The sequence below is a fragment of the Candidatus Firestonebacteria bacterium RIFOXYD2_FULL_39_29 genome, from assembly GCA_001778375.1.
In the GTDB taxonomy this organism is placed as follows: domain Bacteria; phylum Oederibacteriota; class D2-FULL-39-29; order D2-FULL-39-29; family D2-FULL-39-29; genus D2-FULL-39-29.
Map to the genome: position 1 here is coordinate 1 of MFGV01000040.1, position 15,245 is coordinate 15,245.

The window sequence follows — 15,245 nt, forward strand, 5'->3', positions numbered from 1 at the left end:
ATAGCGACGTTCCTCCTTATAATTTTGTTCTCGTAAAACTTATTATACAGGATACGTCGCTGTTTTACTTCATACACATCTTTTGATTATAACTCCAGTTAGCGACCAAGATAAGAATAGAAGGTGATTTTAAAAATCCGAAGACGAGTACTTTTGACACTATTTGGGGTGTTCTGGGGAATGCTTTTATAAAGGCGCTTGTGCCAAGCATTGATAAAGAGATTAACATTAATTCGGTTAAAACACCCAAGCCAAAAGATAAAAATACACCGTTAGATAAGCCGGCGAAGAAAAAGTAGATAGATGGATACTTCACTTGAAAGAGAATCCCGTCTTCATTTAAACCTTAAAATACTGAAAGCAATTCCGCTTTTATCATACTTCAACAGCGAAATATGTCTAACAGGCTGCTGAAAAACTCAATATTTCGTTGTTTCTGTTATTTAATTTGTTCCTGCAAAAACAAAGTGCTTGTTTTAGCAGCAATTCTAACGACACTGGATACCGCCCTCCACAAAGCGTTGGCGGGTCAAAACGAGATCTGAGTCCGGCATGACAAAAAGTGAGTTTTTCAGCAACCTGCTAATAGCAGAGCCGCAGGTTGTATAATGCAATCTGCGGTTTTTTATTCATATTTCTATTTATATCTCTATATGATAAAATATTTTCTTATGGTACGGTCATCTTTTCTTAAATATATATATGTTATGTTTATCTTGCTTCCGGTAGCGGTGTTTTTCTGGCTTTTATGCAGATATAGCTTAAACATTCCCTATTCGGATGATGTTGAGTTAATATTAAATTTTCTTAATTATTATTCCGGTGTTTCCGGGTTTAATGAGAAAATTACCGCAATATTCTGGCAATTTAACGAACACAGGCTGGTCATAAACAAGCTATTTGTCCTTTGTTATCATTATTTATTCGGAGCTGTTAATATCAGAATGCTGATAATTATCGGAAATTTATTTTTATTTGGATTGTTCTTATTTTTATTCAGATCGTTCAAGTACGGGATAAACAAACCTTCGGGAGATGAACGGCAGGTCCTTCATGATAAATTATTGTTTTTTATCCCGGTTGCGTTCTTCCTGTTCCAACCGCAGTATTATATGACTATTTTTTGGGCAACGGCTTCTATTGAACAATTGGTTGTATTGTTCTTTTCTTTTATGTCGATATATTGTCTTGATAGAAAAAAAACAGGATATTTTATAATATCCGCCGTTTTTGCGATAATGGCCGTATTTACCAACGGTAACGGGATGATAGTATTTCTTGTCGGATTTTTTATTTTACTGCTGCAAAAACGCAGAGCTTTGCTTTTTCCTTGGAGCGCCGTGATGATCATTTCTCTCTGCATTTACTTTTACCATTATACAATTACGGCCAGGATGAGAAGTTTTGATATTGTCAATATAATAATATATTTCCTTATTTTTACGGGTTCATTCATGGATCCGTTGAATATTATGAACTCTTCCTCCGGCCTGAAACCTGTCATTATATTCGTTACATTTACAGCCGGGATCGCAGTTGTTTTATATTTTATATTATTAATTAAAAAGGAGTACTATAAAAAAAACAAAACAATATATTTTTATCTGGTTTTTCTCTTGATCAGCGGGGCTGTTCTTTCTGTGTTCCGATCTGAGTCGGGAGTGGAACAGCTGTTTGATTCGCGTTATAGGATCATTCCGGTCCTTATTTTGGTATTAACCTATATGTCTCTGGCAGGGTTGATTCCAAAACAAAAAAAAGCAAAATATATACCCGCATTCCTGATTGTTTCAATATTATTTAATTTGCTGTCATACTGCGGGAATTATGGAAAAATTACAGACCGCTATGAAAAGAGTATAAGCGGGTTAAGCGGCTGGATGAACAACAAATATTATTTAAATAAAACCCCGGAAAGAATGGATAAAATACTAAATACAGCGATAGAAAACAAGTATTATCTCCCGCCGTTGGAAAAATAGGGAGATTATTTTGTTCGACATGTCCCACTCATTGCTACCCGGGTATTTGGCAGGGGCAATAAACCAGGGTTGCCGGCGTAAAAACCGGTGGTTTTTTCATGTAACGGGGCGTGAAATGTTCTTTGTTTTGAAAAGTAACCCTCTTGCATTTTGTCTTCATTCTATTATAAACTAGCATCAGAAGCTGAGAGATTCAGGAGGAAAAACTGCAATTATAAATAAGAAAAATGAAAAAAAATATAATATAATACTTCGGAAGTTAATTATTTTAAAGGAGGAAAGATGAAAGAGAAAATCAAGATAACCGGCTACATAGCTTTGGTTCTGGTGCTGGTGCATTTGATTCTTGTTGCGGGCTGCGGCAAGAATCCTATCTTAGGTTCCATGTTCAGTAATCTTAGCGTTAAAGTGATAAGACTTTAAAAAGGAGAAAAGCTATGTTGAAAAAAGTATTGAAAAAGATTATAGTTGTTGAAATTGCACTACTGGCTCTTCTTCTTGTTAAACCTTTCTTTCTGGACAAGAAGGTGTTTGCCGCGCATGAGATCAATGCAAGCGGGCCGACACAGATGATAGTAAAGATAACGAAGATCACGCTGGAAAATGACGGGTTAAGCGCGCCCTGTACGGTATTCACCGGCTCGCAGGAAGTGGATCTTGCTTCCGCAGCTTCACTTCAGCCGGTGCTTGAACTGAATTGTAATGTGGCGCCCGGTACATATAGTATGGCGATTGTGGAAATAGATGAAAATGTGACGGTGAAAGGTACTGCCATTTTAGGAGGCACAACATATTACACAAAGACTGCGCATACCGGCTATACAACTGCCGGTGTGGAAGCCGAGGTTCTAAGCTTGAGAAACCAGAATACCTTCCGGAACTACTTTGCAACTCCGGTACAAATAAAAGGCGGTTTAACTTTACGGCTTATTGTAGATATTTCTGGTGCTATCGGCTATTGGAACGGGGCAGATTCTTCTCCGAAAGCCCCTGGTGAAATAGCTTCGAGCGGGGGTATGTTTATAGCTACTTTGCCGCTTGCTGTTGCGATGGGAAATCCGGGATCGAAAGAAGTTTATGATATTATGGACAGTGACGGAGGAAAAGGTAGGCTTTCTCTGATATTTGACTCATCAGATAACTTTGTCGGAGGTATGGGAAGAGCCTGGCTGGCAAACAGCAATACTTCCAGCATCTTCTATACCGGCGGTTTTCCTTTGACGAAATATGAATCTACTTCCAGCGGTATTAATCTGGAAGCAAGTTCCAAGACCGGAAACAACTATTCCGAGACTATTGCCTGGACTATTACCAGTTTTCACCGGACTGCGGTTGGCGGAGTTTCTACCGGGAGCTGGGGGCAGATCTATCAAGGCGCAACTCCATCCGGGACTTTTACCGCAACGAGAGTAGAGTAAAGGAGGCATAATGAAAAAAATATTAACGTTAGTTCTATTAGCCGGGGTACTGACTACAACCGGTTTTGCGGAAGGAATAACAGTGGACGCTACGGCAGGTGCTTATATTAACTCGACTGCTTCGAGTTTCAGTTTAGAAACTTTCAGAGAAACCGCGGTAGCCGTTGAATTGCCGGTTTTACCGGTCGGTCTTAAACTTAACAATAAGGCGTATAACGGTCTGGGTTTTACCGGAGCGCTTGATAACTATAGGATTGAACTCCTTGCCTTCAAGAAATTCAATGTTTCCGGCTTTACTCTTATCCCGTGCGCAGGCGCAAGTTACGCTGCTTCTTCTATCGCAGACGGCGCAATCTCGCTTGATGTCGGCGGAGAAGTGCGGCTGGACACGCCCCTGGCTCCTTTAAGAGTAGGCGGTATAGTTTTATTCTATAGTGATTCCAAACAATTGGAATACTACGCAGGTTTTAAAATAGGACTTATGCCTGCAGTAAATATGCTGCTGCTTTATGAAGGCTTTTACGGCGCCGGCACACATATGATTGGCGGCGGAGTGAAAGTGGAAGTAGCTTTGTAAACAATCAAGGATGAAAAAAAGGGCTGGCAGCAGTAACCAGCCCTTTTTTTATTGGGGAGATTCCCTCGGATTTTTAAGTCAAGCAAAACCACTTCATGGCGAGTATGCCGTAGAGAACCACGGAGATAACTCCGTAGTTTTCCGTCAGAGTTTCTGACGAGATCTAGCCTTTGGCGGACACACCCTTAAACTCGGCGGGTTTTGTCTGCAGGAAATATATCATAAAGCGGGATAAAATTGAATTCCACATCAAGAAGGCTGCAAAAAAAATATCCGCATTAAAAGAAAAGTCAAAGAAATATTAATATTCCAAGTCTTGCAAATTTAACTTTTCCAATTGTAGAAATCAATATTATATTATATACTTGTATTGGTTGGAATTGCGTAAATATTAATATAATTATAATAGAGTAAGGGGGAACATGTTGAGGAAAGTAGTATTATTAATTATTTGTCTGGCGTTACTGCATTCTGACGGATTTGCAGAAGAAAAGATAAAAATAGCCGTTATGGATTTAGATGCGAAAAATGTCCCAAAGGCAACGGCTTTTGCAGTCTCCGATCTCTTAAGAAATGATCTGTATGCTTCAAAAAAATATACTATTGTTGAAAGAAGTCAGATGGAAAAAATATTAAAAGAGCAGATGTTCCAGCAAACCGGTTGTGTGTCAACCGAGTGTGCGGTGGAAGTGGGCAAGATACTTAACGCAACACAAATGATAGTCGGAAGTATCAGTACGTTGGGGTTGGAATATAGTATCACGATAAGAGTTGTAGATGTCGAAACTACGGAAACCAAATTTTCCGCTACTCTCTCCTGTAAATATGAAGCGGAATTCAAAAATGTAAGTAAAGCGCTTATCTCCAACTTGACCGGAGTAGAAGTACGCAAACTTGAAGAGGAAAAAATAAGAATAGCCGTAATGGATCTGGAGGCGAAAAATGTTCCTAAAGTGACAGCTTCTGCGATCTCTGATCTGTTAAGAAATGATCTATATTCGTCAAATACATATATTATTGTCGAAAAAAGTCAGATGGAAAAAATATTAAAAGAGCAGATGTTTCAACAAACCGGTTGTACCTCGACAGAATGCGCGGTAGAAATAGGCAAAATACTTAATGCAACACAAATGATAGTAGGCAGCATTAGTATGCAAAAGATAGAATATAATATTACGGTAAAAGTTGTTGATGTTGAGACCGGAGAAACCAGATTTACCGAGACTGCCGTCTGTAAATTAGAAGCGGAATTCAAAAAAGTCAGTCAAGCAATCATCTCAAAATTGACGGGTGTAGGAGTCTCCACGCTTTTAACGGAAGAAAACACCTCTTTTGATGTTGCCAAGTACTCTGCCATGTTTCCGGGTTGGGGCCAGTTTAATAATGGTCAGGAGCTAAAGGGTTGTCTGATAGCATTTGCGGAAATTGCTGCACTTAGCGGGGCTATATATACTTACGTGCAATACAATAAAGCCGTGGAAGATTATGATGCTGCCCCGATAGGTTCCGACTTTCCTGTTTTAGTTAAAACCATTCAAGATTTGAGCAATTTAAATAAGGTATACTTATGGAGCGCTCTCGGAATATGGGTTTATGGCGTAATAGATCCGTATTTGTTTGGGATTAATAAAGACAGGAAATTTACGCTGGATTATAATAATGATAAATTTAAGCTGGCATATTCAATAAAGTTTTAGGAGTTGATTTATGAAACAGGTAATTGTCATTATTGTGTTTGTGCCGCTTATTATCGGATGTACTAAAGATTTTAACAGGGGAAATCCTTTTGATCCCGGAGCAATTAGTATTGGAGATAGCGGCAACAGCGGTGGCGGCGGAGGAGGTGCAGGGACTACGTTGAACGGACAATATAGCGGAACCAACTTAAAACTTTCTCTGGCGAATAGTCCTTATACTGTTAGAGGAAATGTAAGATTTAACGATCCTCTTTTTATTGAAGCCGGCACTGAAATAAAATATGACGGTTACTACACAACTTACTTTAGCAAAATTGTAAATGCCGCAGGAACTGCAGAAAATCCCATCCGGTTTATAGCAACCAGCGCACTTCCTGTTTCTGACGATCGCATAAGTATCACAAACGGAACTTTTAACTATTGTACTTTTGACGGGTTTTCGGAAATAGACATACAAAACAGCAATCCTGCATTTACAAATTGTACTTTTACCGACAGATTTAAACGGCTTGTAATGCAATATGTCAGTTATGTTTCAATAACAAATTGTAACTTTGAAAGTAGTTCGGCTTATATCTGGACCCTGTCCAGTTCGATGTTGACAATTTCCTATTGTAATATCGCAGGCTACATTTTCGCTTCCGGAAACTCGGGACAATACCGGGTATCTGACTGTAATTTCGGAAATCCCCCCAGTATTGTTAATCACTTAAATAATACGATTGATGCGGCTAATAACTGGTGGGGTACGACAGATCCGGCAGGAATTTCAGGTCATATAAGCGGGTCTTATGCCTCCAATATTAGTTACACTCCTTTTGCTTCCTCCTTTATTACTACTGCCGGGCCGAAGTAATAAAGCAATTTGATGTATAATCTCCTTCAGGTTTAATTAGTTTGTTAAAAGCAGGGTTTCAGGACAAGGGGATCAAGCAGCTTACTTATTGAGATCTTCGTATTTTCTTATTTCCGCTATATGCATGACTTTATCGCGCAGCGAACTATTACTGTCAAGTAGTTTCTGAAAATCGGATTTTAGGTAGGCAAAAAGTTCTGTTGGTTCAACTGTGGTAACGGAGCAATAAGCGGGGAGGTTAAAGAGCACCGACATTTCTCCGAAAAAATCCCCTTCTTTTAAAACTGCAACTTGAGTCTGTTTGGCAAATAAGCCTTTTTTTCGTGTTACCGTACAACTGCCGCTTTTAATAATATAAAGGGCGTCGCTCATGGCCCCCTGTTTTATTTTGACTTTCCCCGTCGGCAGGGATTCTCTGAAAAATTTCTGTGTTATGCTGTCTATATCTACTAAAGGTATTTCCGAAAAGAAATCTATTTTGCAGAGTATTTTATAGAACCATTTAAGCTCTTCACCGGTAAGTTGTTTTTCAATCATAATATAAAGTAGCAAAATCAGGAGTACAATTCAATGAAAATAAATTGTCTTCGATTCTTAAATATTTGAGCATTAGAGCATAAAATACAATGCATTTAGTCAGCCAGGGCACTAAATATTCTTTCTTTTTTTGCTGCAAAGTTGTTATAATTAAATAATTCAAATGCAAAAGGAGGTAACAAATGTCGATGCTAAAAGAATTTAAAGAGTTCGCTTCTAAAGGAAATGCAATAGATATGGCGGTGGGTATAATAGTCGGCGCGGGGTTTGGAAAAATAGTCAACTCTTTAGTGAATGATGTAATAATGCCTCCTCTCGGTATGATTATCGGCGGTGTTGATTTTAAGAACCTAAAGATTACCTTAAAAGCTGCAAACTTCCTGGAGCCGGCGGTTACTCTGAATATAGGGGTGTTCATAAACACAGTAGTTGATTTTACAATAGTAGCTTTTACAATATATATTATGATTAAAGCTATGAAAAAGATAAAAGCTGATAAAAAAGAAGAACAAATAAAGGGAGAGAAATGAAAACCGGATTTGCCGGTAACATCATTATTTTGCCGGCGGTATATCCTGCTTTTTCCTACTGCTGGCTCGTCCGGTAATATTAATCCCCAAAACTTATGCCCATATTTCTTCCGGTGACTATTTCATCGGAGTCGAGAGGAACGGATTTCATTTTTCCTATGGCTTCAATAAGAGGAACGCTAATAACGTGCGGAGGTCTTAAGCATACCATTTCTCCGAACTTATTTTCCTTAAGAGTCCGGATTGCTGCGGCTCCGAATCTCGTTGCCAGCAGTCTGTCGAAAGTTGTGGGATTTCCTCCTCTTTGCAGATGTCCGAGTACCAGGCTTCTTGTTTCCTTTCCGGTTTTACTGTGGATTTCTTTTGCTACCCATTCTGCTATTCCGCCAAGAAGCACTTCCACTCTCCCTTTAGTATCGGAGTCTTTTGTGAACATGCCGCCGCCTTTTGGCTTCGCGCCTTCGGCTACGACTACAATGCAGAAGTTCCGTTTCATTTTGTACCGGGCTATAACTTTTTCGCAAACTTTATTCATATCGAAAGGAATTTCCGGAATAAGAATAATATCCGCGCCTCCTGCAATTCCTGAGTTAAGCGCAATCCAACCCGCGTACCTGCCCATGACCTCAACGACCATTACTCTCTGGTGGCTTTCTGCGGTGGAGTGAAGCTTGTCAAGCGCGTCAGTGGCGGTGCTTACGGCAGTATCAAAACCGAAGGTAATAACCGTTGCGGACAGATCATTGTCGATGGTCTTTGGAACTCCGACTAGAGGTATTCCCTTGTCTGCAAGTTGTTTTGCTATCGACAAGGTGCCGTCACCGCCGATGCAGACAAGTGCATCGAGCTTTAGTTTCTTGAAACCTTTGGCAGCGTCGTCGGATCTGTCAGTGCAGGTTGTTTTTCCGTTTTTTGTAACGGAATATTTAAAGGGATCCCCTCTGTTTGTGGTGCCTAAAATCGTGCCGCCGATATTTAAAATGCCGCTGATATCATGCGCGTCAAGGATCTCGGCGTTCCTTGGATGCATAAGTCCTTCAAAACCTTTTTTTATTCCGATAACCGTCCAGCCGATATTGTTCGCGCTTTTTACCACTGCTCTTATAACAGCATTAAGACCGGGACAATCCCCTCCGCCGGTTAGCACTCCTATTCTTCTTGTCTTTTCACTCATCTGATACCTCCGGAATAGTTAATAATACTTTATCATTATTTTCTTGAGAATACTATAATGAAAAATTGAAAAATAATTTTATGGACAAAATAAATATATAGTGTATACTTAACAAGATACAAATAAATTGTTAAAATCTGTAAGACATGGATATGAATTATTAACCATGTTATTTATCCTGATGCAAAAAAGGCGGTGAACATTATGAGAAAAATATTTAAGAAAGGCGAACTGATACTGAAAGAAGGTGATGAAGGGAATGAGGCTTATGCTATACTTTCCGGAAGTGTTGAGGTATATCGTCTTAAGGATGGAAAAAAAGTTGTTCTTGGGGTTTTAGGAAAAGATCAAATATTCGGCGAGATGAGTATGTTTGACGACAGACCCCGTTCTGCAAATGTAATGACCCTTTCTGATACGGAAGTAAATATAATAGGACGTAAAGATTTTAACGAAATATTTTATACAGAGCCGCATTTGTTAAGTATGTTTTTAAAAAATATATTTGAACGTTTAAGGCATGTTGACCAAACAGTAATTGATTTAACTATGGGAATGGCCGGTCAGAATATTTCTGAAAACAAAATTATCTTAACCGGGCTGACTCCGTTAGCTTTGACGGCTCTGAATAACAAAGTTATAGAGATTGATCACTTTCCTTATAAAATAGGAAGAAAAACGGATGGTTTTCAAAAGGACCTGTTTTCTAATAACGATTTGTACTTGAATGATGAGCAGCCGTTCAGTGTGTCGCGAAATCACTTGTCTATTCAGTGTAAAGAGGGACAGTATATTATATTAGACAGAAGGAGCAGACTGGGTACATATGTAAATAATGAAATAATAGGCGGCGCGGCCCAAATATATGAAAAGGAACTGGTAAGAAAAAGCGAAAATATTGTAATCTTGGGAAATTGCGAGTCTCCTTATAAATTTAAGGTTACTGTACCCTAAAGAATTACCTCCAGATATTGTATAGTTTTAGAAAAGCAGACAAATCACCCGTTTGAAACCATAGAAAAACAAAGGCATTCCAGGTGTAGAGTAAAGCAGTTGGTATAAAAAAACCATTTCACCTTTCCCCGATGACGAAATCAAAAAAATGTATTATAATTACCATGGTAATCGAAAAGCTTGCGTACTAAAATGCCGGAGGAAATTGCTGTAATTGCATGACATCGCTTGCGGCAGTGTTTCTCTTAAGGAAGTGTAATCAGTGGAATCTTTTTTAAGTCCAAAGAATTTGATAATTGCAGAATTCTGCGGTAGGAGATTGTTGTGGATGAGATTTAACAAAGCATTTATACTGAATAGCTTTAAAATTTTGCTCCTGTTTTTTATTGCGGTAACGCAGTATATGGCAGAAAACAGCCATTTAAAAAATCATTCTGATTCTGTTGAAGACGAAATAATTGTTAAATTTAATAAGAACGCCGGGCTGTCTCAGGTCAGCGGTTTGATCCGGAAACACAGCGGAGCTTCCGCGCCTGCTTTGTCTGATGAAAATGACTATATAGGTAAACTGGGCTATAAAAAAATAAAAATACCTGCCACCAAAAATCCCAAAGAAGCCTTGGCTGAAATAAAAAATGAACTTATAGTAAAATCTGCACAAATAAACGGCTATTTTGATATTCTTATAACACCTGATGACACAGATTATGGCAATCAGTGGAGTCATCCAAAAATTCAATCCCCCCAGGGCTGGGATACTTTTACGGGAGGCAGCAATATTACAATTGCGATTGTTGATACAGGTGTTGATTATACTCACGAAGACCTTAGCGGTAAAGTTATTAAAGGTCATGATTATATTAATAATGATGACGATCCCATGGATGATAATAAACACGGAACTCATTGCGCGGGGATAGCTGCAGCGATTTCAAACAACGGGAAAGGAATAGCAGGTGTTTCTTGGGGCGCAAAGATACTTGCGGTAAAAGTATTATCCAGTTCGGGATCAGGCACCTGGGATCAGGTTGCAAACGGAATAATGTACGCTGCTGATCACGGCGCAAAGATTATCAGTTTAAGTTTAGGTGCGTCCTCGGATTCAGATGTAGTTCATGATGCGCTTATTTATGCGGTAAATAAAGGCTGCTTGATAGTTGCCGCCAGGGGCAATAGCGGAAATTCCAATCCCTCTTATCCCGGGTCATATCCGGAATGTATGGCTGTTTCGGCTACGGACAGTAATGATACAATTGCTTTGTTTTCCAGTTTTGGAAATGATGTCTCGGTAAGCGCTCCCGGTGTTGCGGTATTAAGCACTATTCCCGGTAATTTGTACGGAAATTTAAGCGGGACTTCAATGGCTTGTCCGCATGTATCCGGACTGGCGGGTCTGATTTGGTCCATGGATTTATCGCGGACAAAGGAGCAGATAAAAGATATAATTCAAAGTGGTGTGGATGATCTTGGAACTCCGGGAAAAGATCAATATTTTGGGTATGGCCGGATAAATGTTTATAAGGCTACTCTGTTATCCCGGCCTATAATTGCGCATGTACCGCATGATAACGAAGATTCCAACAGTCCGATCACAATTAAAGCCGTAGTTACCTATCCGACTGTGATAACCGAAACGTCGTTATTTTACTCTTTGGATAATTTGAGTTTTACGAAGGTTAATATGATTGCTGACGGAAATCCGGATGAATACTCAGGTCAAATCCCAAAACAAAATATCGGCTCTATAATATATTATTACCTGAAGGCTTCTTCAACCATATGCAGTTCTTTAAAGCCTGATAATGCTCCGGCTGAAACGTTTTCAATGAAAGTCGGTATAGACGTTACGTTCCCTGTTATCATTCACACGCCGCTTTTAAGTACTTTTAAAAATACGAATTATATGATATCTGCTAAAGTTACGGATAATCTGGGAATAGATGCAGTTTCACTTTTTTGGAATAAAAATAGTGAAACTATATATACAAAATTAGATATGGATCTTTCAGATACCGACAAATATCAGGCAGAAATCCCCGGGCAGCCGGGAGGTACGAGCGTTCATTATTATATTAAAGCAATTGATAAAGCAGCAGAACAAAATATGACTTTACTGCCGGCAATTGGCAGTTATACATTTGGTGTATTGATTGATAATGAATACCCTGCTATTAATCATACCCCGCTTCAAGACACCTGGAAGTTGACATCCCCCGTTGTTTCTGCGGTTATTACTGATAATAATGCAATTACAAGCGCCTCATTATTCTGGAGTACGGCGAGCCTCGGCCCCTTTACGGAAACAGCTATGACTGCCGGCGGCGGAACCTATACAGCTTCTATTCCCGCATATCCTGTCGGTACTACGGTTTATTATTTTATTACTGCTTCTGACGGGGTCAATTTGCAGCGGTTGCCCGGTATTGATACATTGTCATATAATGTTGTCTCAGCGCCTCCGATTGTAATAGTTGATAATGACGGTTCAGATACCACAGATGATGTGAGAAACTATTATAAAGCTGCCTTGACTGCCAATGGATATGTTTTTGGGGAAATAAATGTACTTGAAGAAGGATTCCCGACTTTAGAAACCTTAACGCTTTTTAAAAAGGTAATATGGTTTTCGGGATCAAATTACAATTCAACCCTTACATCTTCTTCTGCTGCAATTTTACAGAGTTACCTTATTGGGGGCGGAAAATTATTTATTACCGGAGAAGATATTGGTTACGAATCAAATAATTACGGCTGGGGTACTTCATTTTTTACCAATTATTTGCATGCGCAATATGTTCAGGATAACATTGGTATAAAAACTTTAGTCGGAGTTGCCGGTGATATTATAGGCAACGGATTAAATCCAAATATTTCCGGCGGGGACGGGGCGGATAACCAGTCGTGGCCGGATGAAATAAATTGCCTGGATACGGCGACACCCGTATTTAAATTTACGGGTGCTCCAATAAACACAAGTGTTTCAAGAAACAATGTTAAGGCTGCCGGAGTTTCAGCAGATGGAATAGCGGGCTTAAGATATACAAATGGCAGTTACGGTGTAGTATATTTTTCTTTTGGATTTGAAGCTATCAGTACGGCTGCCGAAAGAAGCACAATAATGAAAAGAGCCATTGATTGGCTGGAATCGGCAGATAAAGCAGATTATACCGGTCCTGTAATCACGCATACACCGCTGGTTGATCAGGTGGCTAAAAATATGTTTACAATCAAAGCAAATATTATAGATAATATTTCCGTAAAAACCGCGTATCTTTACTGGAAAACAAGCGGGGCTTATACGAAGGTGACTTTGACCCGCAAAGGAGATATATTTAGCGGGACAATTCCCGGTCAAGCTCCTGCAACAGATATTTATTATTATATTACAGCGGCAGATTTAAGTGATAATTTAACAATGCTTCCTTTAAGCGGGGATTACCAGTTTAAAGTTTTGACGGATGTTACACCGCCGACTATTGTTCATAACCAGCTTCCGGATACATGGAAACTCATATCTCCTGTTGTTTCTGCGGTTGTTACGGATAATGTTTCGGTTTCGAGTGTTTCTCTGTATTGGAATACTACAGGCAGCAATCCGTTTAATAAAATAACCATGACGGCTAACAGCTCCACCTATACGGCATATATTCCGGCTCAAAATTCAGAAACAACAATTTATTATTATATCACGGCAACAGACGGTTCAAATTCAGCACGGTCTCCTGCCGTCGCAGGGACCTTTCTCTCCAAGGTTAATCAACCGCCTCCGATTTTATTGGTTGATAACGATAGATCCGATGCAACAGATGACTGCAGCAGCTTTTTTAAGAATTCTTTGAATGCGAACGGATATAAATTTGCCGAGTTTAATGTATTGAGGGAAGGATTTCCTTCTTTGGCTATCTTGTCTCTTTTTGAAAAAGTTATCTGGTTTACCGGAAAAAGCTTTGATACAACTCTTACTTCTGCATCTGCTGCTAACTTACAAAGCTATCTTAATAATGGGGGGAAGTTGTTTATTACAGGTGAGGATATAGGTTATAATATTTATGAGCGGGATTGGGGCAGTGCATTTTTCAGGAATTATTTGCATGCAGAGTACGTTCAGGATAATCCCGGAATAAAAAATTTATCCGGTATTACTAATGATTCTATCGGAAATGGTTTAAACCCTGCTATTTACGGGGGTGACGGCGCAAATAATCAGATATGGCCCGACGAAATAGACTGTTTGGATGATGCTGCTCCTGTTTTTAAATATACAGGTTCGCCGTTAGGCGTGAATATTCCCAGAAATAATATTATGCCCGCCGGAATTGCCGGCAGCGGAGCAGCAGGTTTGAGATATTCGAATGGAATATATAAAGTGGTGTATTTTTCTTTTGGTTTTGAAGGAATAAATAATGCTAATGACAGGAATGCCTTAATGAAAAGAGTGGTGGACTGGCTGGGCGCTCCAAACAATGCACCTTTGCTTTCCTGGACCGGAGAGGCCTCACTTAAGGATACCGGGGTATATCCAATAAGAGGAAGATCCGGCAGAGAATATAGTTTTAGAATAAAATATTCTGATGCGAATTATGATGCACCTAAAAAAGGATATCCGAAAGTTCATATTCTGGAAAAAGGAATTGAAATGACGAAGAGCCCGTATTTAATGTCTAAAGTTTTCGGGAATTACGGAGAAGGAATGATTTATGAATACAAAACAACATTGTCGGACCTTGGAATATATTCATATTATTATGAAGCCAGAGATATCGGGAATACTATTGCCACAGGAAATCCGGTTTTATCCAATGCCGGACCGACACTCAATGATTTTATACCTAAAGACTTGTCTGTATCTAATGAGGTATTTGCAGATGACGGAACATCTACACATATAGAAGTTCCGGCAGGGGCCTTAAAAACAGACGTGCTTGTCGAGATAAGTAAAGATCCTTCAGTAAACGACGGAATAGCATATAGGTTTGATATGTGGGATGAAAATGTTAATGTTGTAACTTCATTTTTAAAACCGTTGAAAATTACGATTAATTATACAATAACAGACGGAAAAGTAACAAATACAAATATTTTGGAGTCTGATGCTGTGAAAAAACTGTCGATGTCTTATTTTGACAGGGTCAGATGGCTGACAATAAAAAGCACAGTGAATCCGGTGGCAAAAACAGTGACAGCTGAGCCGGGACATCTTTCATTGTTTGCGGCTAAGGAAGCGTTAAGCTACGGCAATGAAGTTGTTCTCTCTCCTAATCCGTTTACTCCAAACGGGGACGGAGTGAATGATATAATCGGGTTTTATTTTGATGAGATAAACAATGATCCTGTTAAAATAAAAATATTTAACAGGAAAGGCAGGATGGTAAGAACGCTTGATAATGTGACAACCTGGGACGGGAAAAATGATGACGGGAATTTAATGCTTCCCGGTTTGTATTTGTGGCAGGTGGAAATCGGAGGTATTGTCAGAAAAAAAGCCACTGCTGTTTTAGCTCGTTAAAATTTAAAATAGCG

At 39.3% G+C, this 15,245-nt stretch carries 10 protein-coding genes; 8 read left to right on the forward strand and 2 right to left on the reverse strand.

Annotation, left to right across the window (positions count from 1 at the left end):
* Positions 1-608 precede the first annotated feature (608 nt).
* The 5 genes from A2536_10655 (at position 609) to A2536_10675 (ending at position 6,530) form a co-directional block, all read left to right on the forward strand.
* On the forward strand, positions 609-1,982 hold the full coding sequence (locus tag A2536_10655) for a hypothetical protein (protein OGF46673.1): 1,374 nt from the start codon (positions 609-611) through the stop codon (positions 1,980-1,982).
* A gap of 437 nt (positions 1,983-2,419) precedes the next feature.
* Entirely contained in the window at positions 2,420-3,400 is a 981-nt protein-coding gene (locus A2536_10660; protein OGF46674.1) for a hypothetical protein, read from the forward strand.
* A 10-nt stretch (positions 3,401-3,410) separates the two neighbouring features.
* Positions 3,411-3,977, forward strand: a complete 567-nt coding sequence (locus A2536_10665; protein ID OGF46675.1) for a hypothetical protein — start codon at positions 3,411-3,413, stop codon at positions 3,975-3,977.
* 422 nt (positions 3,978-4,399) lie between these two features.
* Complete coding sequence (locus A2536_10670; GenBank protein OGF46676.1) at positions 4,400-5,674, forward strand: hypothetical protein; 1,275 nt, start codon at positions 4,400-4,402, stop codon at positions 5,672-5,674.
* A gap of 10 nt (positions 5,675-5,684) precedes the next feature.
* Positions 5,685-6,530, forward strand: a complete 846-nt coding sequence (locus A2536_10675; protein ID OGF46677.1) for a hypothetical protein — start codon at positions 5,685-5,687, stop codon at positions 6,528-6,530.
* An 81-nt stretch (positions 6,531-6,611) separates the two neighbouring features.
* Here A2536_10675 and A2536_10680 read toward each other — a convergent pair whose 3' ends face one another.
* A complete protein-coding gene (locus A2536_10680) occupies positions 6,612-7,067 on the reverse strand; it encodes a hypothetical protein (GenBank protein OGF46678.1) in 456 nt (151 codons plus the stop codon).
* Between the two features lie 182 nt (positions 7,068-7,249).
* On the opposite strand from A2536_10680, the gene mscL reads away from it, so the two are divergent.
* Positions 7,250-7,597, forward strand: a complete 348-nt coding sequence (gene mscL, locus A2536_10685; GenBank protein OGF46679.1) for a large-conductance mechanosensitive channel — start codon at positions 7,250-7,252, stop codon at positions 7,595-7,597.
* A 79-nt stretch (positions 7,598-7,676) separates the two neighbouring features.
* Here the strand turns inward: mscL and A2536_10690 are convergent, their stop codons facing one another.
* A complete protein-coding gene (locus A2536_10690) occupies positions 7,677-8,771 on the reverse strand; it encodes a 6-phosphofructokinase (GenBank protein OGF46680.1) in 1,095 nt (364 codons plus the stop codon).
* A 204-nt stretch (positions 8,772-8,975) separates the two neighbouring features.
* Between A2536_10690 and A2536_10695 the strand changes: the two genes are divergently transcribed.
* Both A2536_10695 and A2536_10700 read left to right on the forward strand, forming a co-directional pair.
* The gene (locus A2536_10695) at positions 8,976-9,725 is read left to right on the forward strand and encodes a hypothetical protein (protein ID OGF46681.1); all 750 of its coding nucleotides are present in this window, start codon (positions 8,976-8,978) and stop codon (positions 9,723-9,725) included.
* 328 nt (positions 9,726-10,053) lie between these two features.
* Positions 10,054-15,231 (forward strand): hypothetical protein, encoded by a 5,178-nt coding sequence (locus A2536_10700; GenBank protein OGF46682.1) that lies wholly within the window; start codon positions 10,054-10,056, stop codon positions 15,229-15,231.
* Positions 15,232-15,245 lie beyond the last annotated feature (14 nt).

Bases quoted from the DNA above. Each gene is read 5' to 3' on its own strand.
- A2536_10675 (OGF46677.1), top strand. From the start codon at position 5,685: ATGAAACAGGTAATTGTCATTATTGTGTTTGTGCCGCTTATTATCGGA.
- A2536_10670 (OGF46676.1), top strand. From the start codon at position 4,400: ATGTTGAGGAAAGTAGTATTATTAATTATTTGTCTGGCGTTACTGCAT.
- A2536_10665 (OGF46675.1), top strand. From the start codon at position 3,411: ATGAAAAAAATATTAACGTTAGTTCTATTAGCCGGGGTACTGACTACA.
- A2536_10700 (OGF46682.1), top strand. From the start codon at position 10,054: ATGAGATTTAACAAAGCATTTATACTGAATAGCTTTAAAATTTTGCTC.
- A2536_10655 (OGF46673.1), top strand. From the start codon at position 609: ATGCAATCTGCGGTTTTTTATTCATATTTCTATTTATATCTCTATATG.
- mscL (OGF46679.1), top strand. From the start codon at position 7,250: ATGTCGATGCTAAAAGAATTTAAAGAGTTCGCTTCTAAAGGAAATGCA.
- A2536_10680 (OGF46678.1), bottom strand. From the start codon at position 7,067: ATGATTGAAAAACAACTTACCGGTGAAGAGCTTAAATGGTTCTATAAA.
- A2536_10695 (OGF46681.1), top strand. From the start codon at position 8,976: ATGAGAAAAATATTTAAGAAAGGCGAACTGATACTGAAAGAAGGTGAT.
- A2536_10690 (OGF46680.1), bottom strand. From the start codon at position 8,771: ATGAGTGAAAAGACAAGAAGAATAGGAGTGCTAACCGGCGGAGGGGAT.
- A2536_10660 (OGF46674.1), top strand. From the start codon at position 2,420: ATGTTGAAAAAAGTATTGAAAAAGATTATAGTTGTTGAAATTGCACTA.